The organism is Citrobacter sp. BDA59-3 (assembly GCF_015167655.1).
GTDB classification, from domain to species: Bacteria; Pseudomonadota; Gammaproteobacteria; order Enterobacterales; family Enterobacteriaceae; genus Phytobacter; species Phytobacter diazotrophicus.
In genome coordinates this window covers 3,403,291-3,428,759 of record NZ_CP063427.1, presented here as the reverse complement: position 1 = coordinate 3,428,759, position 25,469 = coordinate 3,403,291, and the positions used below count along the sequence as shown (strand labels likewise).

General features: G+C 52.6%; 31 protein-coding genes. 8 read left to right on the top strand and 23 right to left on the bottom strand.

All coding sequences use genetic code 11. The features are described from left to right. The first annotated feature begins 174 nt into the window (after positions 1-174). Both IP582_RS16220 and IP582_RS16215 read left to right on the top strand, forming a co-directional pair. Positions 175-876: a phosphohydrolase gene (locus IP582_RS16220; protein ID WP_193793813.1), complete on the top strand. Its 702-nt coding sequence runs from the start codon at positions 175-177 to the stop codon at positions 874-876. An 18-nt stretch (positions 877-894) separates the two neighbouring features. Continuing rightward, a complete protein-coding gene (locus IP582_RS16215) occupies positions 895-1,359 on the top strand; it encodes a very short patch repair endonuclease (RefSeq protein WP_193793812.1) in 465 nt (154 codons plus the stop codon). Positions 1,360-1,362: 3 nt separating this feature from the next. Here IP582_RS16215 and yedA read toward each other — a convergent pair whose 3' ends face one another. Beyond that, positions 1,363-2,274, bottom strand: coding sequence for a drug/metabolite exporter YedA (gene yedA, locus IP582_RS16210; RefSeq protein WP_193793811.1), 912 nt, complete (start codon positions 2,272-2,274; stop codon positions 1,363-1,365). A 192-nt stretch (positions 2,275-2,466) separates the two neighbouring features. Between yedA and IP582_RS16205 the strand changes: the two genes are divergently transcribed. The 3 genes from IP582_RS16205 (at position 2,467) to dgcQ (ending at position 5,457) form a co-directional block, all read left to right on the top strand. Then, positions 2,467-3,378 carry a DUF808 domain-containing protein gene (locus IP582_RS16205; protein ID WP_193793810.1) on the top strand — a complete coding sequence of 304 codons (912 nt, stop codon included), beginning with the start codon at positions 2,467-2,469 and terminating at the stop codon, positions 3,376-3,378. A 79-nt stretch (positions 3,379-3,457) separates the two neighbouring features. Continuing rightward, a complete protein-coding gene (locus IP582_RS16200; protein ID WP_193793809.1) occupies positions 3,458-3,640 on the top strand; it encodes a YodC family protein in 183 nt (60 codons plus the stop codon). 104 nt (positions 3,641-3,744) lie between these two features. Next, positions 3,745-5,457 carry a cellulose biosynthesis regulator diguanylate cyclase DgcQ gene (gene dgcQ / locus IP582_RS16195; RefSeq protein WP_193793808.1) on the top strand — a complete coding sequence of 571 codons (1,713 nt, stop codon included), beginning with the start codon at positions 3,745-3,747 and terminating at the stop codon, positions 5,455-5,457. Here dgcQ and IP582_RS16190 read toward each other — a convergent pair. Continuing rightward, positions 5,412-6,251: a mannosyl-3-phosphoglycerate phosphatase-related protein gene (locus IP582_RS16190; protein ID WP_193793807.1), complete on the bottom strand. Its 840-nt coding sequence runs from the start codon at positions 6,249-6,251 to the stop codon at positions 5,412-5,414. The genes dgcQ and IP582_RS16190 overlap by 46 nt on opposite strands. 288 nt (positions 6,252-6,539) lie before the next feature. Next, positions 6,540-6,770, bottom strand: coding sequence for a YodD family peroxide/acid resistance protein (gene yodD, locus IP582_RS16185; protein WP_041851840.1), 231 nt, complete (start codon positions 6,768-6,770; stop codon positions 6,540-6,542). 128 nt (positions 6,771-6,898) lie between these two features. Between yodD and dsrB the strand changes: the two genes are divergently transcribed. Then, entirely contained in the window at positions 6,899-7,087 is a 189-nt protein-coding gene (gene dsrB, locus IP582_RS16180; RefSeq protein WP_041851839.1) for a protein DsrB, read from the top strand. Between the two features lie 39 nt (positions 7,088-7,126). On the opposite strand, the gene rcsA is transcribed toward dsrB, so the two are convergent. The 14 genes from rcsA to fliF form a co-directional block, all read right to left on the bottom strand. Beyond that, on the bottom strand, positions 7,127-7,750 hold the full coding sequence (gene rcsA, locus IP582_RS16175; RefSeq protein WP_041851838.1) for a transcriptional regulator RcsA: 624 nt from the start codon (positions 7,748-7,750) through the stop codon (positions 7,127-7,129). A gap of 281 nt (positions 7,751-8,031) precedes the next feature. Then, a complete protein-coding gene (gene fliR, locus IP582_RS16170) occupies positions 8,032-8,817 on the bottom strand; it encodes a flagellar biosynthetic protein FliR (RefSeq protein ID WP_041851837.1) in 786 nt (261 codons plus the stop codon). 7 nt (positions 8,818-8,824) lie between these two features. Continuing rightward, entirely contained in the window at positions 8,825-9,094 is a 270-nt protein-coding gene (gene fliQ / locus IP582_RS16165) for a flagellar biosynthesis protein FliQ (protein WP_041851836.1), read from the bottom strand. A 9-nt stretch (positions 9,095-9,103) separates the two neighbouring features. Beyond that, positions 9,104-9,841, bottom strand: a complete 738-nt coding sequence (gene fliP, locus IP582_RS16160; protein WP_041851835.1) for a flagellar type III secretion system pore protein FliP — start codon at positions 9,839-9,841, stop codon at positions 9,104-9,106. Then, on the bottom strand, positions 9,841-10,215 hold the full coding sequence (gene fliO, locus IP582_RS16155; protein ID WP_041851834.1) for a flagellar biosynthetic protein FliO: 375 nt from the start codon (positions 10,213-10,215) through the stop codon (positions 9,841-9,843). The genes fliP and fliO overlap by 1 nt, the downstream gene beginning before the upstream one ends. Positions 10,216-10,224: 9 nt before the next feature. Further along, a complete protein-coding gene (gene fliN / locus IP582_RS16150; RefSeq protein ID WP_041851833.1) occupies positions 10,225-10,638 on the bottom strand; it encodes a flagellar motor switch protein FliN in 414 nt (137 codons plus the stop codon). Next, positions 10,635-11,639, bottom strand: a complete 1,005-nt coding sequence (fliM, locus tag IP582_RS16145) for a flagellar motor switch protein FliM (protein WP_041851832.1) — start codon at positions 11,637-11,639, stop codon at positions 10,635-10,637. Before fliM ends, fliN begins: the two co-directional genes overlap by 4 nt. Positions 11,640-11,643: 4 nt before the next feature. Next, positions 11,644-12,123, bottom strand: a complete 480-nt coding sequence (gene fliL, locus IP582_RS16140) for a flagellar basal body-associated protein FliL (RefSeq protein WP_041851831.1) — start codon at positions 12,121-12,123, stop codon at positions 11,644-11,646. A 104-nt stretch (positions 12,124-12,227) separates the two neighbouring features. Continuing rightward, positions 12,228-13,517 carry a flagellar hook length control protein FliK gene (gene fliK, locus IP582_RS16135; RefSeq protein WP_193793806.1) on the bottom strand — a complete coding sequence of 430 codons (1,290 nt, stop codon included), beginning with the start codon at positions 13,515-13,517 and terminating at the stop codon, positions 12,228-12,230. Next, on the bottom strand, positions 13,514-13,957 hold the full coding sequence (fliJ, locus tag IP582_RS16130) for a flagellar export protein FliJ (protein ID WP_041851829.1): 444 nt from the start codon (positions 13,955-13,957) through the stop codon (positions 13,514-13,516). Before fliJ ends, fliK begins: the two co-directional genes overlap by 4 nt. 21 nt (positions 13,958-13,978) lie before the next feature. After that, positions 13,979-15,349: a flagellar protein export ATPase FliI gene (fliI, locus tag IP582_RS16125; RefSeq protein WP_041851828.1), complete on the bottom strand. Its 1,371-nt coding sequence runs from the start codon at positions 15,347-15,349 to the stop codon at positions 13,979-13,981. Further along, positions 15,349-16,053 (bottom strand): flagellar assembly protein FliH, encoded by a 705-nt coding sequence (fliH, locus tag IP582_RS16120; RefSeq protein ID WP_193793805.1) that lies wholly within the window; start codon positions 16,051-16,053, stop codon positions 15,349-15,351. The genes fliI and fliH overlap by 1 nt, the downstream gene beginning before the upstream one ends. Further along, positions 16,046-17,053, bottom strand: coding sequence for a flagellar motor switch protein FliG (fliG, locus tag IP582_RS16115; protein WP_193793804.1), 1,008 nt, complete (start codon positions 17,051-17,053; stop codon positions 16,046-16,048). The genes fliH and fliG overlap by 8 nt, the downstream gene beginning before the upstream one ends. Next, positions 17,043-18,734: a flagellar basal-body MS-ring/collar protein FliF gene (gene fliF / locus IP582_RS16110; RefSeq protein WP_193793803.1), complete on the bottom strand. Its 1,692-nt coding sequence runs from the start codon at positions 18,732-18,734 to the stop codon at positions 17,043-17,045. Before fliF ends, fliG begins: the two co-directional genes overlap by 11 nt. A gap of 227 nt (positions 18,735-18,961) precedes the next feature. Here fliF and fliE point away from each other — a divergent pair, with 227 nt between their 5' ends. Then, a complete protein-coding gene (gene fliE / locus IP582_RS16105) occupies positions 18,962-19,282 on the top strand; it encodes a flagellar hook-basal body complex protein FliE (protein WP_193793802.1) in 321 nt (106 codons plus the stop codon). 82 nt (positions 19,283-19,364) lie between these two features. On the opposite strand, the gene yedF is transcribed toward fliE, so the two are convergent. Next, positions 19,365-19,595, bottom strand: a complete 231-nt coding sequence (yedF, locus tag IP582_RS16100) for a sulfurtransferase-like selenium metabolism protein YedF (protein WP_041851823.1) — start codon at positions 19,593-19,595, stop codon at positions 19,365-19,367. Further along, positions 19,592-20,797 carry a selenium metabolism membrane protein YedE/FdhT gene (gene yedE / locus IP582_RS16095; protein WP_193793801.1) on the bottom strand — a complete coding sequence of 402 codons (1,206 nt, stop codon included), beginning with the start codon at positions 20,795-20,797 and terminating at the stop codon, positions 19,592-19,594. The genes yedF and yedE overlap by 4 nt, the downstream gene beginning before the upstream one ends. A gap of 189 nt (positions 20,798-20,986) precedes the next feature. On the opposite strand from yedE, the gene yedD reads away from it, so the two are divergent. Then, positions 20,987-21,400: a lipoprotein YedD gene (yedD, locus tag IP582_RS16090; protein ID WP_193796294.1), complete on the top strand. Its 414-nt coding sequence runs from the start codon at positions 20,987-20,989 to the stop codon at positions 21,398-21,400. 39 nt (positions 21,401-21,439) lie between these two features. Here the strand turns inward: yedD and amyA are convergent, their stop codons facing one another. The 4 genes from amyA to fliD form a co-directional block, all read right to left on the bottom strand. Next, positions 21,440-22,927, bottom strand: coding sequence for an alpha-amylase (amyA, locus tag IP582_RS16085; RefSeq protein WP_193793800.1), 1,488 nt, complete (start codon positions 22,925-22,927; stop codon positions 21,440-21,442). Positions 22,928-22,993: 66 nt separating this feature from the next. Next, positions 22,994-23,356, bottom strand: coding sequence for a flagella biosynthesis regulatory protein FliT (gene fliT, locus IP582_RS16080; RefSeq protein WP_041851819.1), 363 nt, complete (start codon positions 23,354-23,356; stop codon positions 22,994-22,996). Continuing rightward, the gene (fliS, locus tag IP582_RS16075; protein ID WP_193793799.1) at positions 23,356-23,766 is read right to left on the bottom strand and encodes a flagellar export chaperone FliS; all 411 of its coding nucleotides are present in this window, start codon (positions 23,764-23,766) and stop codon (positions 23,356-23,358) included. The genes fliT and fliS overlap by 1 nt, the downstream gene beginning before the upstream one ends. Positions 23,767-23,775: 9 nt before the next feature. Then, positions 23,776-25,209: a flagellar filament capping protein FliD gene (gene fliD, locus IP582_RS16070; protein WP_193793798.1), complete on the bottom strand. Its 1,434-nt coding sequence runs from the start codon at positions 25,207-25,209 to the stop codon at positions 23,776-23,778. Positions 25,210-25,469 lie beyond the last annotated feature (260 nt).

The following is a 25,469-nucleotide window of genomic DNA, read 5'->3' as shown; positions in this document are numbered from 1 at the left end:
AGTGTAATACGATGGTTTCGCATTTTTGGTGAAATGATATGTGTTATTGCAGTGGTGATGATCGTGCAACGGTGCTGATATTGGCGCATTGCAGGGTCTGCTCTCCCATTAAAGGAAGGACGCCTAAGAAATGAAATAGTGCTATGGTTACGGCTTTCCCTGGAAGGAGTGACGATGACCTTAACTGAATGGCAACAACGCTTTGACGCGTGGGTCGCGCAACATTATACCCAGGCGGACGCCGCTCATGATGTCGCCCATTTTCGCCGGGTCTGGCGTACCGCACAGCACCTTATGGCGAGCCAGGAGGTGGATGGGCTGGTGATTCTGACGGCCTGCTACTTTCACGATATTGTGAGCCTGGCAAAAAATGATCCGCAGCGGTCTTTAGCCTCACGCATGGCGGCGGAAAAAACGACAGCGATCCTGCGCACGGATTTTCCACTCTTCCCGGAAGATCGCTACCCTGCGGTACGCCACGCTATTGAGGCGCACAGCTATAGCGCCGGGATCGTGCCACAAACGCCGGAAGCGAAAATTGTCCAGGATGCCGACAGACTTGAAGCCCTCGGTGCGATTGGGCTGGCGCGCGTTTTTGCGGTGGCCGGTTCCCTGGGGGTGGCGCTATTTGATAGCAACGATCCCTTCGCTGACGGGCGCGAACTCAATGATAAACGTTATGCGCTTGACCATTTTCAGACCAAGCTGCTGACGTTGCCTGCCACCATGCAGACGGAAAAGGGGAGAGCGCTGGCGCAGCATAATGCCGATTATCTGGTGCAGTTTATGGCGAAAATCAGCGCCGAATTGCAGGGTGATTATCATGGGCTGGACAGAGATGTATTACATCGTTTTGGTCATCACCAACCAGATTGATAGCGTGAGGGGGAGCGAATGGCAGATGTCCACGATAAAGCGACGCGCAGCAAAAACATGCGTGCCATTGCCACCCGTGACACAGCAATTGAAAAACGTCTTGCTTCGCTGCTGGAAACACTAGGCCTGACGTATCGTGTCCAGGATGCCGCGTTACCGGGGCGCCCTGATTTTGTGCTGGATGAGTATCGCGCCGTCATTTTTACCCATGGCTGTTTCTGGCATCACCACGACTGCCATTTATTTAAAGTTCCCGCGACGCGAACTGAATTCTGGCTGGAAAAAATCGGCAAAAATGTCGTGCGTGACAAGCGCGATAGCGCACTATTGCATGAACAGGGGTGGCGGGTCTTAATTGTCTGGGAGTGTGCGTTACGCGGGCGGCTTAAATTAACGGACGATGCGCTAGGCGAGCGGCTTGAAGAGTGGATCTGCGGGGGCGGCGACACCGCGCAGATCGACACACGTGGCATTCATCAATGAACGCTACTTTTCCGCTTCACAAGGGGTCACGACAGTGCGGGCAGGGAAGAGGTATTTCCCCAGCGTCACCAGTACGACAGCCATAATAATAATCCCGAGCGCGAGCCACTCGATGCTGGAGAGATGCTCGCCGCCAAAACCGGTACCCAGCAAAACGGCCACAACCGGGTTAACGTAGGCATAGCTGGTTGCGATAGCGGGGCTGACATTGCGTATCAGATACATATAGGCATTGATGGCAATCACTGAACCGAAAATCGCCAGATAACCGACAGCCATAAAGCCCTGCACCGTTGGCAATGTGGTCATCCGCTCACCGCTGAGCGCCGAGGTGACTAACAGTACGATGCCTGCCGCCAGCATTTCGATTGCGCCAGCCATCATACCGGTGGGTAATTCAATGCGTGAACCGTATACGGAGCCGAATGCCCAGCTTAACGAGCCGATGAGGATCATCAGCGCGCCCCATGGATTTCCGCTCAGGTTGCCGCCGCTATTCAGCAGGATGATACCTGCGAGACCAATAGCAATACCCATCCATTCTAATTTGCGGGTCTGGATACCAAAAAAGTGGCTAAAGCAGAGTGTAAAGAGCGGAACAGTTGCGACAACGACGGCAGCGATGCCGGAAGGGACGTTCTGATGTTCCGCAACGGTAACAAAACCGTTACCAACGGCCAGCAGTAACACGCCAATCAGTGCCGCATTAAGCAGGGGACGTAAAGCGGGAAGTTTATGACCGGTAATGAGCAGGAACGCCATTAACAAAATGCCGGCAGACAGGAAGCGTACGCCAGCCATCATAAACGGTGGCCAGCTTTCAACCCCGATGCGAATAACAAAGTATGTGGAACCCCAAATAATATACAGCGCGAAAAGTGCACTAATAAGCGGTAAAAGCTGCCTGAAACGCATACTCCCTCACAGCGAAATAAAAAGGAAGCATATAGTAAACGTCAAAACTATCGCCCTGGCGAGCGGTTAATTGTATTTTATCTGTTAAATTTTTGTTGTATTGCTCTGGAGGATTTTCGCTGCCGCCTTTTTACATCATACTAAGAGAATGAATCGGTAAAAAATCACAGACAATCAATAAGGAAGACCATTTTGGCAGGCAGTAGCTTATTAACTTTACTTGATGACATAGCCACATTGCTGGATGACATTTCGGTGATGGGGAAACTGGCGGCGAAAAAGACCGCAGGCGTATTGGGAGACGATCTCTCCCTCAATGCCCAGCAGGTTACGGGCGTACGCGCAAACCGCGAATTACCTGTCGTCTGGAGCGTGGCGAAAGGGTCACTGCTCAATAAAGTAATTCTGGTGCCGCTGGCGCTGTTGATAAGCGCCTTTATACCCTGGGCTGTTACGCCGTTATTAATGATTGGCGGGGCATTTCTGTGCTTTGAAGGTGTCGAAAAAGTCTTGCACACCTTTGAGGCCCGTAAGCATAAAGAAACGCCGGAAGCGCGCGAGCAGCGATTGAACGCGATGGCCGCACAAGATCCGCGCGAATTTGAACGCAATAAAGTGAAAGGCGCAATCCGCACCGATTTTATTCTGTCGGCGGAAATTGTCGCCATCACCCTGGGCATTGTGGCCGAAGCGCCGCTGTTAAATCAGGTGCTGATTCTGTCCGGAATTGCGGTACTGGTCACGATTGGGGTGTATGGCCTGGTGGGCATTATCGTCAAGCTGGATGATATGGGTTACTGGCTGGCAGAAAAACGGGCAGCACTGGCGCAGGCGTTGGGTAAAAGCTTGTTATTTATTGCGCCCTGGCTGATGAAAATATTGTCAGTCGTCGGGACGCTGGCCATGTTCCTGGTCGGCGGTGGCATTGTGGTTCATGGTATCGCGCCGTTACACCACGCCATTGAACATATGGCGCAAGGCAGTAATACCGTCGTTGCGGCGTTGCTCCCTGTGCTGGCTAATCTGGTCCTGGGTTTTATCATCGGTGCGATAGTACTGTCGGCGGTGAAACTTATTGCACGGCTGCGTGGTACCCATGCCTGAATTCTCGATTTTGCCACTACGCAAAAGGTTGAAACTTCGTCTAAGGTGAAATCGTTTCACCCTGATACAGGAGGCAAAGATGGTCTTTTTGGTCAGTGATGAAGTAAAAGCAAAAAATGGTGGGCCGCGCATGATTGTCACCGGTTATTCCAGTGGAATGGTCGAGTGCCGCTGGTATGACGGTCACGTCGTGAAACGTGAAGCCTTTCGGGAAGATGAATTGATTCCTGGTGAAGGACAAAAGCTTTGCGAAGAGGCATAGCCATCTAAAACGCCCGGCATGTCCGGGCGTTTTTCTTCTTACAGATTTTTTTGCCATTGGCGATCGCATAACGCATCAGCGTTGCGTTTATTCAGGGAGTCTTTGTGGGGCAGGAAAAAGTCGTTAAAAGTCCTCCGCGACTTGCGTTTGTCAGAACCTGGTTTGTTCCCAGCCGGGTCGTGAATCTCTGTTTTGTTATTGTGCTGGTCTGTTCTACGGTTCTTACGTGGCGTGAAGTCATTGTGATGAGAGGCGCCTATGTCGTTAGTCAGCGAAACGCGCTGGATAACGTTGCCAACGTGCTGGACAGGCAGATGCAGGTAGGTATCGATCGTCTGCTCTTTTTCCGCAATGGTATGCAGTCTGCGGTACAAACTCCTCTGGCTTTCGATGTTTTGCGTAACATCCAGGCGGAGTTCGAAAAGGAGCGGATACTTCCTTACTGGCAAATAGGCCTGGATAACCGCCGGACGCTGCCGTTATATGGCGTGTCGGACTATTTTGTTGACCAAAGCGCCTTGCTAAGCCGTGACAACCCGTTGTTGCACAATGAGCTGACCGCAGCGATGGAGCTCGGTTATCTGTTCCGTTTTTCTTCCAGTGCCTCGATGTTTCCGCGCCGCGCGCTTTATGTCTCCCGGGCCGGTTTTTTTATCTCCACTCTGCCTGTCGGGAACAACAATGAAATCGTACAGCAGTACTACCAGCATCTGACCAGCCCCTGGTTTAGTGGGCAAAGTGAACGCGAAAACAAACTGCGCGGGGTACGCTGGTTTAGCGACGAAGCACACACACCGAATATTGCCGATTCGCTGGTGACCGCCAGTGTACCGTTGGATTTTCAAAACTACTGGTATGGCGTGCTATCCATGAGTTTTCCCGTGTCGTCAATGAAGGCATTGCTGACCGAAGCACGACAGAGTCAGGATAAAGGAGAATACCAGCTCTATGATGCGCAGTTTACGTTGCTAACCACTACCGCAGACGCCGGAACGACGAGCCAGCAATTTTCCCCTGATGAACATGCGCAACTGCAACGGGAGATGGCGAGAGACACAGCGGGCGGTCTTCGTTTGGGGACGCGGTTTGTAAGCTGGGAAAGAATGAAACATTTCGAAGGCAGCGTGCTGCGTATCCAGACCTTGAATGAGGGGTTGCGCAGTGATTTTGGAAGTATCAGTATCGCCCTGGCTTTATTGTGGCTGCTGTTTACCACCATGCTGCTGCTCTCCTGGGGGGTGATCCGCCGGATGGTCAGCAATATGTTCCAGCTCCAGCATACCTTGCAATGGCAGGCCTGGTATGACCCATTGACGCGGCTGAATAATCGCGGCGCGTTGTTTGAACGCGCCCAGGTGCTGACAACTGAGTGTGCGGCGCAAAATCTCCCGCTCTCGGTGATTCAAATCGACCTCGACCATTTCAAGCGGGTTAACGATCGGTTCGGTCATCAGGCGGGAGATTTGGTCTTGTCGTATGCCGCGGGCTTGATTGGTAAATCGATTCGCGAGCAGGATGTGGCCGGGCGCGTCGGGGGCGAAGAGTTTTGCGTCTTGCTCCCGGGGGCGACGCTTGCGGATGCAACCGCCGTTGCTGAAAAAATCCGCCAGCGTATCAGTAGCAAAGAAATTTTTGTGCAAAAGAGCAAAACCATTCGCGTTACCGCTTCACTCGGCGTGAGTAGCGCGCTGGAAAGCGGCAACTATGATTTCGAGTATCTCCAGTCTGTTGCCGACAGCCGGTTGTATCACGCAAAAAATAACGGCCGTAATCAGGTTTGTGCCGAAGACGGCGTGACACCGTTACCCAACACATAATCCATGCCTTCACGCCACCCCGCTGCGCCTTCAAGGGCGCAGTGGTATACCCGCTCTGGCGTATCATGTTGTAAATGGATCCCCTGACGGTTCAGCCCTTTTACCACAATCGCGAAATTGACGGTGTCCAACAGAGGGGCATCGTTAGGACCATCGCCCAAACCTATAGTGACGTGACTGCCCCCATCGTAATGGCGATACTGGCGCAGTAACCAGTTAACGGCCTGATCTTTCCCGCTACGCTCATCAAGGACATGCCAGAACCGCGCCCCCTGCACAAAACGTAAGCCGAGCTGGGCCAGTTCGGCGTCGAAAGTCTGCATGTGTTTATCGCTATCCCGCCAGATTAAGGTCTCAGACGCTTCCTGTAAGCGGGCCAGCGAGGCTTGTGCCGGGGTAAGACCGGTGACATCGGCCAGGACATGTTCATCCATTTCGCTAAAGATCGTGAACTTATAGCCATCACGGCTGCGCAATTCGATGAGCACTCTAGCAATCTCGTCGTGGGAGGAGCCGGTAATAATACGCGGATAGTTTTCGTGATCCTGCCAGCGTTCATCAAGATGAATGACAGCACCGTTTTCGGCGATAAAGGGCAGCCCTTCCAGGCCCACCATGCGTTGCACGGCAAGCATTTCGGCGGCAGTTTTACTGCTACAGAGGATCAGGGGGATACGATGTTCACGCAGGCGGGCAAGCCACTCAGCAGCGGGCTGCCAGTCGCCGGTGTGGCTATCCTGGAGTGTGCCGTCAACATCGGAAAACACCAGCAGAGGGTCGTCAAGTGTTGGCATGGTCTGCTCCTTGCAGTCAGGTAAGACAAATCTCATTTATTCGTAAGGCCACTTAGCGAAAAGTTCGCAACAAAAGCAGGTAAGCGGCATGGTGCGGGGGTTAGGGATGTGCCCGCGATGAAAATGTTACGCACCTAAATTATTCAGCAAAGAAATATTACCTTGTCATGCAATAAGTTTGAGGATATGGTGCCAGTTACATCAGATTCCCTGGTGTAACGAATTTTCAAGTGCTTCTTGCGAGAGCAAGCTTTATCCCGGCCACCCCATGACCGGGATTTTTTCTTTCTAGCGATTCACTTCTGTCACGCTAAAGTCGTGAATATCAAGCTCGAACGCCTCCGCCAGTTCACGCCAGGTATGGTAATCCCGTCCATCGACGCTAACGCGCTGACCCTCGCCGTCATCAACACGATGGATTTCACTCTCACAAATCTCGTTTATTGCAGCCAGCAGGGCATCAACGTCGACATTGACGTCCCGCTTTGCGGTGTCGCTGTACTCTTTAACTGTACTCATCCGTTTCACCTCATCGTCAGGCCCACGGATAAGTATAGTCGGTAGAAAAAATAGCCAGCCAAACGCCCGGGCGCTGCTAGTTATTGAGAATTGTTCTACACTGGCACAAATGAAACAGGAGGATGAATATGAAGGTAAACGATCGGGTTACGGTCAAGACGGACGGTGGTCCGCGCCGTCCGGGTGTTGTGCTGGCTATTGAAGAATTCAATGAAGGTACGATGTACCTGGTGTCACTTGATGATTACCCGCTCGGTATCTGGTTCTTTAATGAAAAAGGTCATCCGGACGGGGTTTTTGTTGAATTGCTTGATTAGTTTTTTCGCCCTCCGTTCCGGAGGGTGATCCCTCAATTTTTATCGCATATTCACAAAGATACCGCTGGTCACATTGTCGGTCAGACGCACGACATGATAGATCACTTGCTTATTATGCGTTTTGATTTTCCTTTTTATATTACCTTTATGTGATGATACCGTTTTCGCTTTAATATTCATCTGATCGGATATTTGGATCGTATCCTGCCCCGACATCCACATTTTAAGCATGCTGGATTCCGTCCGGCTCAGTGATAGCGTGGGTAAATTAATATGCCCAATACTTTTTTTCTCTTTACTAAGATAGTCGGCCAAAATATCGTCCAGGGACTCAGGCTTTATTGACTTGGAACTGATCAATAAATTCTTGCGAACTAACAAATATTCATCGAAGTGAATATTGGCTATTGCCATAAATACAATAAATAACGTCCGGGGATGTTGAGTAATGATTTCTTTTATATGCTGACTGCTGACAGGATCGTGAATGAAGCAGTCCTCATTAATAAACACCACCGTTGGTTGTAACGCCACACATGCCGATTCGAGTTCATCAACCGTTGTTACGTCGTTGATTTCTCGTTTCTTTACCCCCCGGCTTGCCAGATACCCCGTTAGTCCCAACCGGGTATAACTGCATAAATCCATAATAATCGTTGACATGGCATACCCTCACTCAATGCGTAACGATAATTCACCCTCGCCAGAGGTCCCCGAACCACCAGGCAAAAAAGTAATAAACAATGAGCAGGACGACCTCAGGCGAAACCACTATCCCGTAAAGTTACGTATAATTTGCCAGGAATCATCTCAAAGTAAAGTAAATGTTGTGTTCTGTGAGAACCTTAAAAACAATTAACCCGCGCCAGGTATATCGTAGGGGGTGATTTCCTGAATTGATTTTAGGAATTTCCTTAGGAAGGTCATATAAAAAGTGTGGGTTGTTATTTCTTCGGTAGTTCACCGACTATATCGGCTAATAGATTGAAAACTTCACCAAATACTCGTTCGGTATAGGGCGCGATTAACGGCATCATGGCGACCATCAGCAAAATACCCACTGTCAATGTTATTGGGAAACCAATAACAAAAAGGGAGAATTGTGGAGACATGCGGTTCAATAACCCCATCGCCAGGTTAATGGTCAGCAGCAGGGTAATGATGGGTAATGCCAGCATAACACCATTGACGAAAATCATGCTCGCGGAGCGGGTAATGGCCATAAACGCGTCGCTGTTTACCGGGTCTGCGCCTATTGGCAGCGTATGAAAGGTGTCTACCAGCATTGAAATCAGCCATAGATGGCCATTGAGCACTAAAAACAGCAGCATCGCCAGCATGTCCATAAATCGGGCAAGGACAGGCATGTTGAGGTGGCTTGTAGGATCGACAAAGGTCGCGAACGACAGGCCCATCTGTAAGCCAATCAGCTCTCCGGCATAACGAATCGTCGCGAAGGCAAACTGCATCGTAAAACCAAGCGCAATGCCTATCAGAAGCTGTTGTATCGCCAGCCATAAGCCATTAGAGGAAAACATCGACGCGTCGACTGGCGGTAGAGTTGGGGCGACGATAAAGGTAATCACCAGACCCAGCCCCATTTTTACGCGCCGGGGGATTGAGCGCTCACTCAGGATAGGGGCCGTCATGATCAGCGCCATAATGCGCAACAAGGGCCAGAAATACATGCTGAGCCATTGAAGCCATTGATCGCTGGTGACATGAAACATGTGGGGCTTATCCAATCATATAAGGCAGGTTACTGTATAACGTGCGCATATAATCCAGTAGCAGATTGAGCATCCACGGCCCGGCAATGATGATAGTCACAAATACCGCAATGATTTTGGGAATGAACGAGAGCGTCATTTCGTTAATCTGCGTGGCGGCCTGCAGAATGCTGATAATCAGACCCGTCACCAGGGCTACCAGGAGCAACGGAGCGGCAAGCGCGAGGGCAACTTTCATCGCCTCGGTGCCAATCATCATGACCGATTCAGGTGTCATCTTTCACTCCTAACTGTAGAAACTCTGTGCCAGCGAACCGACCAGTAACTGCCAGCCATCCACCAGCACGAACAGCATTAGCTTGAACGGCAGGGCAATAGTGGCAGGTGGCACCATCATCATCCCCAGCGCCATCAGGACGCTGGCGATCACCAGATCGATAATCAAAAACGGAATGAATATCGTAAAACCAATCTGGAAGGCGGTTTTGAGTTCGCTGGTCACATAAGCTGGCAGCAGGATGCGCATGGAGACGGCTTCCGGCCCCTGAATTGGCGGGCTATTGGCCAGGCGGGCGAAGAGGGCGAGGTCGGCTTCGCGCGTCTGGCGCAGCATAAACTCACGCAGCGGTTGCGCACCGCGCTCCAGCGCCACATCGACGGAAATCTTGTTTTCGCTAAAAGGCTGATAGGCGTCGGCGTAAATCTTATCGATGACCGGCGACATAATAAAAAAGGTTAAAAACAACGCCAGTCCCAGCATAACCTGGTTCGGCGGCGCGGAAGGCGTACCCAGGGCATTACGCAGCAGGCCAAACACGATGATGATACGGGTGAAGCTGGTCATCATCAGCAGCACCGCAGGCAGGAAGGTCAGCGACGTGATAAAGACCAGCGTCTGTACCGGCAGAGACCAGCTTTGCCCGCCGTTGGCCAGCGGTTGACTCACCAGGCCCGGGAGTTGAGCAAATGCGGCAGGGGCAGCCAGCCATAATCCGGCCAGCGCGAAAGGTAACAAACGGCGCATCAGGTTCTCCCGGAACGCTTAAGCAAATTCTTCATCACGGACTGAAAGTCCGGGGTCTTCTCTTTCATTTCTTCATTTTCGGCGGGCGCCGGAGGAAGCGTGTGCAGTAAATTAATCTGCGAAGGGGTAACGCCCAGCACCAGACGTGCATCTTCCACGTCCACAATGACCACGCGTTCGCGTGGCCCTACAGAGGTGCTGGCGCTGACTTTTAGACCGCGGCTACCCGCAGATTTCCCGGCGAATCCCAGACGCTTCGCCAGCCAGGCGACAATAAAAATTATCGCCAGAATCAACACCAGTGCGCCACTGACTTGTAGCAGTGGCGAACCCGGTACATTTGACGGCTGGCTAACCGTGGCCTGGGTTTTCATTCATTGGCCTCAGCGGCTCAGGCGACGCATGCGCTCAGATGGGGTAATGATATCGGTAATACGGACGCCGTATTTATCCGCAACGACCACAACTTCGCCTTGCGCAATAAGGTAACCGTTGATCAGGATATCCAGCGGCTCACCGGCCAGGCCATCAAGGGCAACCACGGAACCCTGCGTCAGACGCAGCAGCTCTTTAATGGTCATACGCGTACGGCCCAGCTCTACGGTCAGTTTAACCGGGATATCCATAATCAGATCGATATCCTGCAGGCTACCACTGACATCACCGCCGCCCAGCTGTTGGAAGACAGCGTCAGCTGCACTTTTGCTGGTCGTGGTTTTTTGTTCGTTCAACGCGTCAGCCCACAGATCGTCCATTGCGCTACTGTTTTCATCGGACGGATTGTTCATATCACTCATTTGGGCTGTTCCTCATTCAGCGAATTCAAAATCGGGTTAATCAGATGCTCGACACGCAGGGCGTACTGACCATTTAGCGTGCCATACTGGCTGGTGAGTACAGGCACTCCGTCAACATGCGCAATGATGCGATCGGGTTTATCGATCGGCAGAACATCGCCGGGCTTAAGTTTAAGTATCTGCGACAGCCGCAGCGAAATATCAGCAAAGTTAGCAATCAGTTCCAGCTCGGAGTGCTGAACCTGGCGCACCAGGTTATCTCGCCAGTTCTGATCTTCCGAGCGGGAGTTCTCCAGCGGCGGGTTGACCAGCACTTCACGCAGCGGCTCTATCATGCTGAACGGCAAACAAATATTAAACTCACCCGTCAGGTTGCCAATTTCCACATGGAATGGCGTATTCACCACGATATCGTTAGGTGAGGTCGTAATATTGGTGAACTTAACCTGCATCTCCGAACGGACATACTCAACGTCCAGCGGATGGATAGCTTTCCATGCATCGCTGTAGCCCTCAAGCGCCAGCTTCAGCATGCGGTTAATGACACGCTGTTCAGTGTGCGTAAATTCGCGGCCTTCTACCTTCGTCGGGAAACGTCCATCACCACCAAATAAGTTATCTACGGCAATAAACACCAGGCTTGGGGAGAAGACAAATAATCCCGTGCCGCGCAGTGGCTTAAGGTGGATAAGGTTAAGGTTGGTCGGAACCGGTAAGTTGCGCGCAAACTCGTGATAGGGCTGAATGCGGATCGCGCCGACGGTAATATCCGGGCTACGACGCAACAGGTTAAACAACCCCATACGGAACTGGCGCGCGAAACGTTCATTAATAATCTCCAGCGCCTGCAGACGTTCACGTACAACGCGGCGCTGGGTATTCGGGTCATAGGGACGAATATCGCTATCGCCACTTGCACCTGGCTTCGGAGCATCGCTCGTATCGCTGTCTCCGTTGAGCAGCGCGTCGATTTCGGCCTGAGAAAGAATGCTATCGCCCATGTCTTTACCGCAGAATGAAAGCTGTATAAAGAACGTCAGTGACTTCTTGTTTCGGTTGCCCTGCCACTAACGGTGTTGCGATTGCTTCTTTAATCGCTGTAGCCAGTTGCTGCTTACCGTCGTCAGTGGCGAGCTTTGTGGCATCCTGACGTGAGAACAGCAACAGCAAACGGCTACGCACTTCTGGTAAATATTCGCTCAGTCTGGCACGCGTGGCGTCATCTTTCAGACGCAGCGTGATGCCGATATACAGCACACGATCCGCATCGCCCAGGTTTACCGTAAAGGTATCGAGTGCGAAAAATACAGGCGCCGGCGGCGGTGGCGGGGCTTCTGCCTCCGCTTTCGCTTCCGTAGACGGATGCTGTTGCATACGCCAGTAACTATAGCCAGCAGTCGCGCATGCAGCGAGGGTGATTAACACCAATAGCGGGATCCAGATTTTACGCTTACGTTTTTTTTTGTTGATAGCGGTGTCAGTCATCTGATACGTGCTTCCTGTTAGGTACTGCTCATAGTCTGATTATCCCGTGTCCTGTCCGCGTCAAAGCGCGGAAAAGACGGAGATAATCATGCTACCTCTGGCGTTTAGGCAAAGATATCGACCGCACTATTACCACGCGCCGCCGATTGCAGGCTTGCAGGCACGATCAGCGACTCATCCTCTTCAGCCGCCAGATTGCTGCCGCCACCGGTACGTGAAGACTGCTGTTGCTGAGAAAAAGACTGTTGCTGCCCGGCAAAACTTTCGCTACTGATGCTGCTTTGCCCCAACTGGATGCCGTTTTCAGCCAGCGATGTCCTGAGCGTAGGCAGCGCCGCTTCCAGCGCCTGACGGACGTGGCTGTGCGGTGACACCATCTGAATTTGCGCCAGATTGTCATCGAGTTTCAGGGAGATCTGTACCTGGCCAAGATCTTCCGGGTGCAGATGCAACTCAGCGCTTTGCTGACCCTGGCGGGTAAACATGGTGACATGCTGGCTGAGCGTCTGTTGCCATTCGCTGCTGCCTAGCGGCGCGCTCAGAACCGCAGAAGAGATCGGCGCGCTGGCTTGTGCTGATGACGCATTACTGATAACCGGTGCGATACTGGCCGTTGTGTTGATGGTCATAGTGGCGTTATCCGCATCTTGCTTCGCGGCGGGCGCCAGTGCGCTGCCAAAAATGCCTGCCTGCTGCTGCGCGGTATCATCGCTGGCAGAAGGGGTGGTCACATGCAGCGCGGTATTGGCGTTATCGCCTTTTTGTGCACCGGCTGTGAGGCTCGCCAGATCGACACCGCTACGTTTTGTCGCACCCAGTGCGCTGTTGGCTGCGGTAGAAACATCGGCGGTGGATTTCGTCGGCGCCAGTTGTGCGGTTTGCTGATGCGGCAGCATAGCCATCAGAGCGCTAAGCCCCGCCAGCTCTTCTTCGTTTAAATCACTGCTGTCATCGTCAGTGGCCGATTTAATAGTGGTGTCAGTGGTGGTGTTCGTTTTTCCGAGCGCAGCAAGAACACTGCTTTTGGTTTCCGGCGTCAGGCCAGATAACAGCGTTTGTACCTGGGTTTTACTGTCGGAGGTCAGTGTATCGGTATCGGTTTTCGCCGTCTGAGGGGCCAGTAAATCTGCCAGTTTCTGGGCAGGGCTCTGCGCATCGTCAGAAGACAATGCGCGAAGATTTTTCAGCGACTTACCGCTGGCAGCTTGCAGGTCAGCAAGGGTTATGGTTGTCTTACCCTCAGCGTCAGTACCGGTTAGCGTTTTTCCGCCAAGGGCGCCTGCCAGCAGGGCCAGAAAATCTTGCGCCGTATCGCCGCTGGTTTTACCGACACCCGTTTGCACACCGGAGGTTGCATCCACATCTATCGAAAGCAATTTCTGCAAGTTGATCATTCATGTTTCCTCTGGGATGCGCGTTGTGCAAATTCATCCATTTTCTTTTGATCGAGGCGGTTTTCCGCCTGTAGTGCGGCCGCGTTTTGTCTTTCCTGCAAAGTTTGCCATGCCTGCAGTCGTTGCTTTTTCTCTCGCCAGCAATTCAGTGCGGTATCAACCTTTTCATTCCACTGCATCAGTTGCTGTCGATGCTGCTCGATGGCTTTTTCCAGCGTTTGAATAAACTGCTGATAGTTTTGCCAGCGCTGGGCTCCAATGCCCTGGCTCATATCGTTATTCAGGTTGTTGCGGTATTCGTGCTGATAATCCATCAGCATCTTTAGTTGCTCTTCCGCTTGCTGGCAACCGCGGCGCATTTCACCCAATCTCAGGGCGGCGTCGTCAACTTCTTTCTCTGCCAAATCCTTTAGCGTCGTTAATGCGCTATTTTGCGTCATAGTCGTCGCTCTCCCACTGCGTTATGCGTTCGGGAAAATGAGTTCAAGGGCTTGTATTGAATCTTCCCACCCGGCACGTTCGAAAATGCCTTGTTGTAAAAAAGCCTCAAGCTGCGGCCACAATGCGATAGCTTTATCCAGCATCGGGTCGCTGCCTCGCGCATAGGCGCCAACGCTCACCAAATCGCGGTTACGCTGGAAGCTCGACAACAACTGTTTGAAATTTCTTACTCTGGCGTAATGCTTTTCCGTAATCAGGGCCGTCATCGCACGACTGATAGATGCTTCGATGTCGATGGCAGGGTAGTGCCCCGCCTCTGCCAGTCGGCGAGACAGTACGATGTGTCCATCCAGGATGGCGCGCGCGGAGTCGGCAATAGGATCCTGCTGGTCATCCCCTTCGGTCAGGACGGTATAAAATGCGGTAATAGAACCACCGCCGCTAATACCGTTGCCTGCGCGCTCCACCAGTGCCGGTAATTTGGCAAAGACGGAAGGCGGATAACCTTTGGTGGCTGGCGGCTCGCCGATAGCCAGCGCGATTTCACGCTGGGCCATCGCATAACGCGTCAGGGAATCCATAATCAGCAACACGTGCTGACCGCGATCGCGGAAATCTTCCGCAATGCGGGTGGCGTAGGCAGCACCCTGCATACGTAATAACGGCGAGACATCCGCAGGCGCGGCGATCACAACCGAACGTGCGCGGCCATCGGCGCCGAGGATATTTTCGATAAAATCTTTAACTTCACGACCACGCTCACCGATAAGCCCGACCACGATAACGTCAGCCTGGGTATAGCGGGCCATCATGCCTAACAAGACGCTTTTACCCACGCCGGAACCGGCAAACAGCCCCATACGCTGGCCGCGGCCAACCGTTAGCAGGGCGTTGATGGCACGCACGCCGGTATCCAGCACATGCTCGATAGCGGTACGTTGCAGCGGGTTAAACGGTTGGGTGATCAGCGCGCCGGTTTCACCGGTATCCGGTGCGGGCATGCCATCAAGTGGTTTGCCGCCGCCGTCCAGCACACGGCCGAGGAGGGCTGGGCCCAGTGGCAACTGTTTGCTGCTTTGCAAACCATCGCCAAGAATACTTTTCGCATACACGCGTGCGCCAGGCAGGATGCCTTCCACTTCTTCGAGCGGCATCAGGAACAGGCGCTGTCCGTTAAAACCGACAACTTCGCTTTCAACTTCACGGGTTTCGCCGTTTTCCTGACGTTCAATAACGCAGGTCGCACCCAGCGGCAGTTGCAGACCCGTCGCTTCCAGCACCAGACCGGTAGCGCGCGTCAAACGACCATAACGACGCACGGAGGGCAGTTGTGCCATTCGGGCTTCGAAATTGTCGAGCGAAGTCAGCCATCGGGTCAGACGTGCAGTCATCAGACGACTCCCGGTGCCGCAAGACGGCACAGTTCCTGCCAGCGCGTTGCCACGCTGGCGTCGAGATCGCCCTCATCCGCAGAGACTTTACAGCCACCGGGGTGCAGGGTCGGGTCACCGCGCAGCCGCCAGCCGTGCAGGCTGAGCGTTGCGCCAAGCATCTCTTCTACGCGCTGCAAATCATCCGGATGCACGCGCAGCTGCGGTTTACCGCTGAACAGGGGTTCCTGTTGCAACAGCATCTGAATCTGTTTAATCAAGGCGCCATTATCCACGCAGGCGGCCTGGCCAATCACCTGACGCGCGGCTTCAAGCGCCATCTGCATCAGACGGGAGGCAATCACGCTGTCCAGCGCATCCAGGGTGTACTGAAATTCGCTAACCAGTTGCTGCATACGGGCATGGATAGGTGCCTGCTGCTGGCGCGCCTGGTTCATACCATTTTCGTAGCCCTGAGAGAGACCTTCCTGGTAGCCTTGCTCGTGGCCTTTTTGTCTGCCTTCCGCCAGTCCTGCATTATAGCCTGCTTCATGCGCCTGCATTTGTATCTGCGCCAACTGCTGTTGACGCTTTTGCTCAGCAGATTGCTCGTCTTCGACCTCTACGCCTGGCTCATCGCTTGTGGACAGTGCCGCGATAAACTCAGGTACCGGCAAAGCAAGATCTTCTGGCGTCCAGATCTTCCACGGCAATTCATTAGACATAGGTATCCTCGCCGCTGCCAATTACCATCTCGCCGGTTTCGGCCAGACGACGAACAATAAGCAGGATGGCTTTCTGCTCGTTTTCCACCTGAGACAGACGGACCGGGCCACGGTTGGCAAGGTCGTCGCGCAGGATATCCGCCGCACGCTGGGACATGTTGCGCAGGAACTTGTCGCGCAACGGCGCTTCGGAGCCTTTGAGCGCGATAAGCAGGGATTCGGAATCCACTTCCTGCAGCAGGCGCTGGATACTGCGGTCGTCCACATCCACGAGGTTTTCGAACAGGAACATCTCGTCGATGATTTTCTGTGCCAGCTCGCCGTCGAATTCGCGAACCGCAGTAATAACCGCTTCTTCCTGCTGCGTTTTCATCAGGTTGATGATCTCTGCCGCCGTTCTCACGCCGCCCATTTTGCTGCGTTTGAGGTTCTGGCCGTCGAGCAGGTTGTTGAGTACCTCGGTCAGTTCCGCCAGTGCGGCTGGCTGTACGCCGCCGAACGTGGCGATACGCAGCATCACGTCATGGCGCAGACGCTCATCAAACAGGGCAAGAATATCGGCAGCCTGACCACGTTTGAGGTGGACGAGGATGGTGGCGATAATCTGCGGGTGCTCGTCGCGAATAAGGTCGGCGGCACTCTGCGGCTCCATAAAGTTGAGCGTTTCGATACCGCTGGTGGTATCGCGGGTTTCGAGAATATCCTCCAGCAGGCTGGCAGCGCGCTCTTCGCCGAGCGCTTTCACCAGTACCGTTCGCAGGTAGTCGTTGGCGTTGATGTTCAGCGCCGCGAATTGCTCTGCTTCGCTTTCAAATTCCTGCAGTACTTCCACTAGTTGCTTATTGGAAAACTGACGCATGCTGGCCATGGCGGTACTGAGATGCTGCACTTCCCGCTGGGACAGATGCTTGAACACTTCCGCTGCGCGGTCTTCTCCAATGGTCATCAGCAGAATGACGCTTTTATCGGTACCGGTAAGGCCGGTTGCATTATTGCTCATTTTCAGTACTCATCCACTGGCGAATGACCAGCGCCACAACGCGCGGATCGTTGTCTGACATTTCACGAATGCGTTGGCTCATCACCTCTGCACTCAGACGCTGATTATTACGACGCTGCTGGAGTTGCTCGTCTTTGCTCAGACGAACTTCCACGGATTCTTCAATTTCAGCACGGGCACGCTGCGCTTCCTGTATCGCCTTCGCTTCCTCCTGACGGCGAACCAGTTGCGGGCGAACCGCTTTACGCCACAGCAGCCAGGCGACAATAAGCACCAGTAGCCAGCGACCTGCATTCAACATCTGATCGATGAAGCTCTGCTGTTGCCAGAACGGAAGCTGACCACCCACATCGTCGGTTGCGTTGAACGGTGAGTTCACCACGTTCAGGGTATCGCCACGTTTTTCGGTGTAGCCCATGGCTTCGCGAGTCAGGTCTTCAATTTGCTTAAGCTGGTCTGCGCTCAGCGCTTCGGTCTTGCCATCCGGCAGGGTGCGATAGTTCACCACGACGGCAACAGAGAGACGCTCAATATCGCCGACATTCATCTTGGTATGACGAATGGTGCGATCGACTTCGTAGTTTGCCGTTTCGTTACGGGTGGTGTTGCGCGGCACCGCGTTGCTTGTGGCAGAAGAGGCCGTCTGCTGACCATTCTGATTTTGCTGGCCATTCTGTTGGTTCGCAGGCGGTGTGGTGATCGGTGCAGCATTAGCCGGGGCAGGCTGGTTAGACAGCGCACCCGGTACGCCGCCCGGATAGTTTCCACCAATCTGCTCGCTTTCGTTAGTCTGGCGAGAGCGCAGTACTGCCTGAGAAGCGTCGCCGTTTGGCTGGTATTGCTCTTCGGTTTGTTCTTTGTTCGCAAAATCAATCTGCGCGGTAACCTGAGCGTGGACGTTACCGTTACCCACGATTGGCGCGAGGATGGACTCAATACGACGCTGTACCCGGCCCTCAACATCTGCTGAGTATTTCAACTGCGCGTCGTTCAGGTCACGACCGGCGGTATTAGACTGGGTTAACAGACGACCGCTCTGATCAACAACGGTCACGTTACCCGGCGGCAGGCCGGCGACGGCGCTGGAAACCAGGTGAACAATCGCCGTGATTTGACCATCGTCCATGGCGCGACCCGGCGCCAGGTTGACTGTGATCGAGGCGGACGGTGATTTTTGTTCACGTACGAACAAAGACGGTTTCGGCATCGCGAGATGGACGCGTGCGGTTTTTACCGGACCGAGTGTTTCAATGGTACGAGCCAGTTCGCCTTCCAGCGCACGCTGATAGTTAACCTGCTCACTGAACTGGCTGATGCCGAATTTTTCCTGGTCCAGCAATTCGAAACCGACGGCGCCGCCTTTTGGCAGCCCCTGTTGTGCGAGGCGCAGACGCAGTTCATGAACTTTATCTGCCGGAACTTCAATAGCCCCACCGTTATCAGAAAAACGATAAGGGACGTTCATTTGGGTTAACTGGGTAACGATAGCCCCGCCGTCCTGGTCGGAGAGGTTGCTGTAAAGGGTGCGGTAGTCCGGGCTTTTTGCCCACAGTACCATGGCGACGACGATAGCAACGGCCGCTGCCGCCGCCACCATTAATGGGATTTTGGGGTTCGCGCGTAAGCGGTTGAGCCACTCCAGAGATTTATTCTGTGGTGCAGAAGTTGCAGTCGCACTCATTGCGCACCTCGTAACTCAGGGTGGATGTTGTTATTTGAGTAGTGAAACAAAACAGACTCCCGGATCGGCAAACTCGACATTTGTCCATTAATATGGCTATGCCATTATTTGATGATTCAGAATTTTCTATGCCTCAAATAACCTGGTTTTTTATCGTTATTTACCGCCATTATCTTATTGACGAACTGGTAACCTTGTCCGTGTATCAAACCATCCGGGGATAATCCATGGCAATTCAGGGTATAGAAAGCGTTATCAGCCAACTGCAGGCAACGGCAGGTCTGGCGAAAAATCAAAGCATTGATAACGCTGACAGCGTTCAGACGGTGAGTTTTGCCGGGCAGTTACATGCCGCGCTGGACCGAATCAGCGATACGCAGAATGCAGCGCGTACACAGGCTGAAAAATTCACCCTTGGCGAACCGGGCGTGGCGTTGAATGACGTAATGACCGACCTACAGAAATCATCCATTTCCCTGCAGATGGGTGTCCAGGTGCGTAACAAACTTGTGACGGCCTATCAGGACATCATGAATATGCAGGTTTAGTGTGTTTGATGACTGCCCCGTCCGGGGCAGTCACTTTTTTTATCAAACCTCTCCGCTGAGCCACTCCCAGGCCGCGTTTCCCTTATTTCTGAATCATATAGCGAATCGTTGGTCCATCCTGCTGGATATCCAGCACCGTATAGCCATGGTTTCGCGCATCGACGGGAATGTTATTGATTGACTGGGGGCAGTCACTGACGACTTCCAGAATCTCGCCTTTTTTTAGCTGAGGCAGTGCTTCCAGCGTCGCTACCGCCGGGTAAGGGCAGGGTTCACCGGTCATATCCAGACGGTAATCGGGTACGATATTCATGCGGTCTCCTTAATTGCCGCCCGCGATGCGCGGCGGAAAAACTGTTTTTCCCAACCAATAACAAAGAGCAGGGCGAGAAGCAGTAAGGCATACGTCACCAGCAGGCCACCGAGCGGACCAAAAGTTTTCAGCAGGTTCACTTTATCCCAGCTTGTGGCGAGTGCAGGGGAGATATCATCCCAGAAGTAAGCCAGCAGGGTTGAACCTATAACATTACCCAGACCGACCCACCAGTAGTGTACCTGACCTTCAACGGCACGGTACATCCAGCCAGTTTCACAGCCACCCGCCAGCACAATGCCAAAACCAAACAGCAAGCCACCGAGCACGGCGTTCGGGCCTGCCCACATGATTTTGGCTTCCACACCCAGTTGTATGTAACTGAAAATACCAATCGCGCTGGCCGCCATGCCGAAAATAATGGCTTTCGCCATCAGCGTACGGCCCGTTATCCACATATCGCGGAAGGCAGAGGTGAAGCAAATTTGCGCCCGTTCAATGAGCAAACCAAAACCGACGCCGAACAGCATGGCCAGCCCCAGCTTCGGCTGGTTCATGGCGGTCAGAAGAGCCCAGCCAATCATCCCGGCGAATATCAGCATACCCAGACGGAAGCGACGCCGCGCCTGGTCCGCGTTTTGGGTGAGTGGCGATGCCGCTGAGACTTTCTGCATTTTTACCGGAATGCGGAACATGGGAAGTAGTGTAAAGCGGGCGCCCATCCACGAACCGATGGCTGTGGCGACGGCAAAAAACCAGGCGTGCAGCGAGAACTGTGGGATGCCGGTAAAGAAGGCTGCCAGATTACAGCCCATTGCCAGACGCGCGCCAAACCCGGCGATAATCCCGCCGACGATAGCCTGGGCAATACGGATACGATGTTGCGGCAGGCGTAGCTTTACGTTGTTTGCCCATAAGGCTGCGGCGAAGCAACCGCCAAACATGCCGATAATCATCATGCCGTCTATTCGGGTCAGCGGCGTGCCATCAAGATGAATGAGTTTGAAGTAACCCCACTCCTCCGTATGCACGCCCGCCAGCTGCAGGAGCTGCCCGCCCCAGCGGGTAAATTCTCCCGTAACGGCCCAGAAGGTCCCGGTAATGCCGAAATAGTAGGTGGAAAGGATCCCGGCTGCGATAACCGCCGGAACAGGCGACCAGAATTTAATCAGGAAGGTCGTTTTAATGTGTTGCCATGACATGGTATTAGCCTCTGAACTCAGAAGGAGCCAACAAAACAGGAACCGGACGGTGCCCGGGACGCGCATATTACCTGTGTTTAATGAATGGAAACCTGTACTCAGTCAAAAATCGGGTCTGGTATGATGAAACCCTGGTGGCCGAGGACGTTTAGTGCCACACTCATTCTGTCGCGAAAAGCAGGAAAGATGATGAAAAAACAACTGATTATTGGCGCAATGCTGGCACTGAGTGGTTGCGTTCAGGTGGATGATTTTACCTCTGTGGTCAAGCACCCGGCCCCGGAAGGGCTGGCGGGTAACTGGGAGACGGTGGGACCGCAAAGCAGTCTGGTCAGTCCTGAGGCCATTGCCTCGCTGATCATTACGCCAGAAGGGGATACGCTGGATTGCCGCCAGTGGCAACGTGTGATTGCGGTACCGGGCAAGCTGATGCCCAGAGGAGATGACTGGTATAACGTGACGCAACAGCGCGATATCTATCGCCTTGAGCGCGACGCTAGTCAACTGGAGTATGACGGCATGACCTTGCGTCGGGTCGATAAGCCGACCGTTGAGTGCACGCAGGCGTTGGCAAAGAAAACGGTTATTGGCGTTAAACCCTGAACGAAGGCGCTGAGGGAGTCCTTTCGCTCAGCGCACTCATTACAGCACCTCTTCCAGTACCCAGACGCTGACACTCCCGCCATCACAGCAAAATGTGCCTTCACCGTTTTCATCGGTGGTGACACTCTCCTGGCGGTATCCCAGATAATCACGCCACACTTTATTGCCGTAGTTCGCACCGAGATTCAGCGTTTTCTCGCCATCGTCACCGTTTGACATAACGACCACACAGCCGGGATTGTCTTGCGTCCCGCTACGGCTAAAGGCGATACAGTTTGGGTGATCGAACCAGAGCGTCTGCATGCCATGGGCAAAGCGCTGGCGGGCGAGGATGAGCTGGTCCAGCTTTTCGATAACCGGCATATCGACATGGTGTTTTTCACCATCACCGCCGGTATCTTCGTAGCTTGCGCCGAACAGATCCGGGTAAAACACGGACGGCACGCCGTTTTCCCGTAGCAGGATAAGGGCATAGGCCAGGGGCTTAAACCAGGCTTCTACCGGCGCTTCCAGCGCCTGAAGTGGCTGGGTGTCATGATTGGCGACCAGCGTCACGGCATGAAACGGGTCGGCTTCTACCAGAGTACCGTTAAAAATCTGGCTCATATTGTAGTCGCGCCCCTGTTTTGAGGCCTCATGAAAATTCATCTGCAGCGGCGCGTCAAATAACAGGGTTTTGCCATCGACCTGGTCGATATACTGCTGCAGTTTGTCGACGTCGTGTGACCAGTATTCGGCGACGATAAATAACGGCTCAGGCGCCACATCCTGGACATGTTCTATCCATTCTTTGTAGAACCAGGCGGGAATATGTTTCACGGCATCAAGGCGGAAACCGTCACAGTGGGTCTGGTCCATCACCCAGCGCGCCCAGTATTTGATCTCTTCGGTCACAGCATGGTTACGAAAATCGATATTCGCCCCCATCAGATAATCGAAGTTACCCATCTCGTCATCCACCTGATCGTTCCAGCCTTCGCCGGTATAATCATTGATGATTTTAAATACACCGTCTTCTGCCGGATTTTCGATATGGTCGATGCCGCTAAAGCATTTGAAATCCCATATAAATTTCGAGTATTTGCCCTGGCGGGCAGGGAAGGTGTAGCGCGTCCAGGCTTCGCACTCCAGCACGGTGTCATCGATTTGTGTCCGGTCTTGCTCGTTCACACGATTGACGCGAATGGCCTCTTTTTCATCGGCGCCCATTTTATGGTTCACCACCACATCCAGAAGAACAGCAATGCCGTGGCTGTGCAGCGCGTCGATAGCGGCATGAAGCTGAGCCTTGTCGCCATATTTTGTGGCCACGGATCCTTTTTGATCAAATTCACCTAAATCAAAGAGATCATAGGTGTCATATCCCACAGAATAACCACCGGAAGCGCCTTTATACGCGGGCGGTAACCAGACCATGTTGATGCCAAGATCATTGAAGCTGGCAGCACGGGCCGCAATTTCGGGCCACAGTTTTCCCCCATCGGGGTAATACCAGTGAAAGGTCTGCAATAAAGTAGGGTTTTTCATCTTCCTTGCTCCAGAAGTCGCGTCATTGGACTTCTGGAGTATGGAAGAAAACCATAGGATTGGTGGTTACTGATTTAAATTATTTGGGAACAAGATTTTACCGGACAAATTGCCATAGGCTGAGGTCAGGGACTGTTGCTTACCCGTTTTATCAATCAGGTGGCGCAGCTCTTCCATGCGGTTATGCAACAGCACCTTGAGTTCAGCTTCGTTTGACAGCACCATACCCAGCAGCTCTTTAGCCTGCTGAGTTTGTACTTTATTGCCGGGTGAAATCGGGTTGCGGGCAATACTCTCTACAAGCTGTACGTAGTTGACTTCCTGTTCAATCAATTCATCCCATTTACCTGAATGGGCGAGATTTAGCATGGTGATGCTTAGAGCATGCAACGCATGCCAGTCGGTAAGAGATGGGATGAAGTTAGTCATCAACGCATGTCCTGATGAGTAGAAGCCGATGTGTTAATTTGTTTCCACGCATCGGCGATATTGTTCAGCAGTCCCTCTACCTCGATGATGCCTTCTACGTCGTTATGCAGGTTTGACTGTAACAAACGGCGCACCATATAGTCGTAAAGCGATGCCATATTTTGAGGGAGATCTCCCTCAACTTCCATGTCCAGCCCTGCCTTGAGACCATTATCTATAATACTGATAGCATGTGAAAGCGCCTGGCCTTTAGACACCAAATCCCCTTGTTCGAGGAACAGTCGTGCCCTGACAAGGGCACTGTGTGCCCCGTCAAAAAGCATGACAATAAGTTGATGTGGGCTTGCGCTCATTACCGCGCTTTCCAGCCCAACTTTTTGGTAAGAACTAGCACCACTTTGACTATACATATCAAATCCTTAACTGCGGGAACTAAACTGCTGCGTTAAGTAAGTTGCGGTACTGTTTAACTTACTGACCATTGTGTCAAGCGCAGTAAACTGCGCCTTGTAGCGCGCCATGGTTGCTTCGATGGTTGCTTCCATTTCGGTATAACGCTGATCAAGAGTCTTAATGGTCTTGTTAATACCGTCCTGCGCGTTTTGGATAACGCCCGTACTACCTGTCGCGGTGCTCAGCATCGTTGTCAGGGTATTGTTCATCTTGGTCGCTAAACCGGTCTTGGTACCGTCACCAATAAAATAGGCCTGAACGGCTTCCGGGTTATCCGTTAACGCTTTCGATAACTTCGTCGAGTCGACGGTTAATGTACCGGTTGAACCATCGGAACCGGTTATCGGGTTTTGGGTAATCCCAAGCTGAGCCAGTATCTTGTAATTTCCGCTTTGGCTTTGTACATCAGTCAGCAGCGAACGCAGTTGAGACTGAATCGATCGCACGTTCGAATCGCCCAATAGCGCGCCATTACTGGAGGACTGACTATCAGCGCCTTTATCCACTGTCACATATTTCGTTACGCTGGCGATGGTGGATTGCAGTGAGTTATAGGCGGTAACCCAGTTATTAATAGCCGTTGTGTTCGCATCTGTTGCACGGCCAACACTTAGCGTTTCATCTGCCGTACTTTTTGACTTAAGCGTCAGCGTCACGCCTGGCAATGCGTCAGTAATGGTGTTACTTGCACGTTCAATGGCAACATTGTTAATAGATACCTTCGCATTTTGCGAAGCAGTCTGCACGCCGAGAGCTGTCGTCGTGCTGTCATGACCAATCTTCTGCTGCAGGGTATCATCGCCTGTAACAGTGACCGTCATATCATAATCGGTACCGGTCGATTTTGAGGTCAGCATCAGACGATAGTCGCCATCCGTTGCTTTCATTACGGTCGCGCTGACGTTACCGCCCGCTTTGTTGATTGCATTCGCGATACCGGTCAATGAAGTGTCAGAATCTGCCAGTTTTACCGTCAGCGGCGTTTTTGTCCCTGCCTGGGTAATGGTAATGGTACGCGTATTACCAGCCGTCGTCCCACCAAGCTGCGCGGTATTACTGGCAATACTGGATGACATCAGTACTTGCGCTGTCGCCACCTGGCTTACGTTAACAGTATAATTCCCGACGGTTGCATCACTGGTCGTGGCCGCAGAGAATGAGGTGTTCGTACTATTAACGGTTGTTGAGTTCCATGTAGCTGCTTTACCCAGCGCCGCTGTCGCGGTTTGAAGGCTGGTTAAGGCACTTTGCAACTTACCATACGCACTTAATTGAGCGGTATATGTGGTCTTCTGGTTGGTAATCGTTGTCAGCTTGGTGTTTTCAGCTGTTTCCAGGTTGTTGTACAACGTGGTTAGATCCAGACCGGAACCTACACCAAGGTTACTAATAGAAGCCATGTCTGTTTTCCTTTGCGTCTTGTGTGTAACTTGACTCTCTATCGGCAACCCGAGAAAAAAGTTTACACATCGTATGAAAAAATAATCGCCAGAAAAGCGGGAGCAGTTAGTGGTAAATAAGAGGATTGTAGAAGACAAAACCCGCTATGAATAGGTGGTTTTTTAAGCAAAAAAGACGCTTTAAGAAATTTAAATCATTTAAAAACAATAAGATAAAAGTTTTTATCGATTATTTCTAAAGTCCTTCGAAGATGCGCCGA

Excerpts from the sequence above, each read along its gene's own strand:
- IP582_RS16220 (WP_193793813.1), top strand. The coding sequence starts at position 175 with ATGACCTTAACTGAATGGCAACAACGCTTTGACGCGTGGGTCGCGCAA.
- IP582_RS16215 (WP_193793812.1), top strand. The coding sequence starts at position 895 with ATGGCAGATGTCCACGATAAAGCGACGCGCAGCAAAAACATGCGTGCC.
- yedA (WP_193793811.1), bottom strand. The coding sequence starts at position 2,274 with ATGCGTTTCAGGCAGCTTTTACCGCTTATTAGTGCACTTTTCGCGCTG.
- IP582_RS16200 (WP_193793809.1), top strand. The coding sequence starts at position 3,458 with ATGGTCTTTTTGGTCAGTGATGAAGTAAAAGCAAAAAATGGTGGGCCG.
- IP582_RS16190 (WP_193793807.1), bottom strand. The coding sequence starts at position 6,251 with ATGCCAACACTTGACGACCCTCTGCTGGTGTTTTCCGATGTTGACGGC.
- yodD (WP_041851840.1), bottom strand. The coding sequence starts at position 6,770 with ATGAGTACAGTTAAAGAGTACAGCGACACCGCAAAGCGGGACGTCAAT.
- dsrB (WP_041851839.1), top strand. The coding sequence starts at position 6,899 with ATGAAGGTAAACGATCGGGTTACGGTCAAGACGGACGGTGGTCCGCGC.
- rcsA (WP_041851838.1), bottom strand. The coding sequence starts at position 7,750 with ATGTCAACGATTATTATGGATTTATGCAGTTATACCCGGTTGGGACTA.
- fliR (WP_041851837.1), bottom strand. The coding sequence starts at position 8,817 with ATGTTTCATGTCACCAGCGATCAATGGCTTCAATGGCTCAGCATGTAT.
- fliQ (WP_041851836.1), bottom strand. The coding sequence starts at position 9,094 with ATGACACCTGAATCGGTCATGATGATTGGCACCGAGGCGATGAAAGTT.
- fliP (WP_041851835.1), bottom strand. The coding sequence starts at position 9,841 with ATGCGCCGTTTGTTACCTTTCGCGCTGGCCGGATTATGGCTGGCTGCC.
- fliO (WP_041851834.1), bottom strand. The coding sequence starts at position 10,215 with ATGAAAACCCAGGCCACGGTTAGCCAGCCGTCAAATGTACCGGGTTCG.
- fliN (WP_041851833.1), bottom strand. The coding sequence starts at position 10,638 with ATGAGTGATATGAACAATCCGTCCGATGAAAACAGTAGCGCAATGGAC.
- fliM (WP_041851832.1), bottom strand. The coding sequence starts at position 11,639 with ATGGGCGATAGCATTCTTTCTCAGGCCGAAATCGACGCGCTGCTCAAC.
- fliL (WP_041851831.1), bottom strand. The coding sequence starts at position 12,123 with ATGACTGACACCGCTATCAACAAAAAAAAACGTAAGCGTAAAATCTGG.
- fliK (WP_193793806.1), bottom strand. The coding sequence starts at position 13,517 with ATGATCAACTTGCAGAAATTGCTTTCGATAGATGTGGATGCAACCTCC.
- fliJ (WP_041851829.1), bottom strand. The coding sequence starts at position 13,957 with ATGACGCAAAATAGCGCATTAACGACGCTAAAGGATTTGGCAGAGAAA.
- fliI (WP_041851828.1), bottom strand. The coding sequence starts at position 15,349 with ATGACTGCACGTCTGACCCGATGGCTGACTTCGCTCGACAATTTCGAA.
- fliH (WP_193793805.1), bottom strand. The coding sequence starts at position 16,053 with ATGTCTAATGAATTGCCGTGGAAGATCTGGACGCCAGAAGATCTTGCT.
- fliG (WP_193793804.1), bottom strand. The coding sequence starts at position 17,053 with ATGAGCAATAATGCAACCGGCCTTACCGGTACCGATAAAAGCGTCATT.
- fliF (WP_193793803.1), bottom strand. The coding sequence starts at position 18,734 with ATGAGTGCGACTGCAACTTCTGCACCACAGAATAAATCTCTGGAGTGG.
- fliE (WP_193793802.1), top strand. The coding sequence starts at position 18,962 with ATGGCAATTCAGGGTATAGAAAGCGTTATCAGCCAACTGCAGGCAACG.
- yedF (WP_041851823.1), bottom strand. The coding sequence starts at position 19,595 with ATGAATATCGTACCCGATTACCGTCTGGATATGACCGGTGAACCCTGC.
- yedE (WP_193793801.1), bottom strand. The coding sequence starts at position 20,797 with ATGTCATGGCAACACATTAAAACGACCTTCCTGATTAAATTCTGGTCG.
- yedD (WP_193796294.1), top strand. The coding sequence starts at position 20,987 with ATGAAAAAACAACTGATTATTGGCGCAATGCTGGCACTGAGTGGTTGC.
- amyA (WP_193793800.1), bottom strand. The coding sequence starts at position 22,927 with ATGAAAAACCCTACTTTATTGCAGACCTTTCACTGGTATTACCCCGAT.
- fliT (WP_041851819.1), bottom strand. The coding sequence starts at position 23,356 with ATGACTAACTTCATCCCATCTCTTACCGACTGGCATGCGTTGCATGCT.
- fliS (WP_193793799.1), bottom strand. The coding sequence starts at position 23,766 with ATGTATAGTCAAAGTGGTGCTAGTTCTTACCAAAAAGTTGGGCTGGAA.
- fliD (WP_193793798.1), bottom strand. The coding sequence starts at position 25,209 with ATGGCTTCTATTAGTAACCTTGGTGTAGGTTCCGGTCTGGATCTAACC.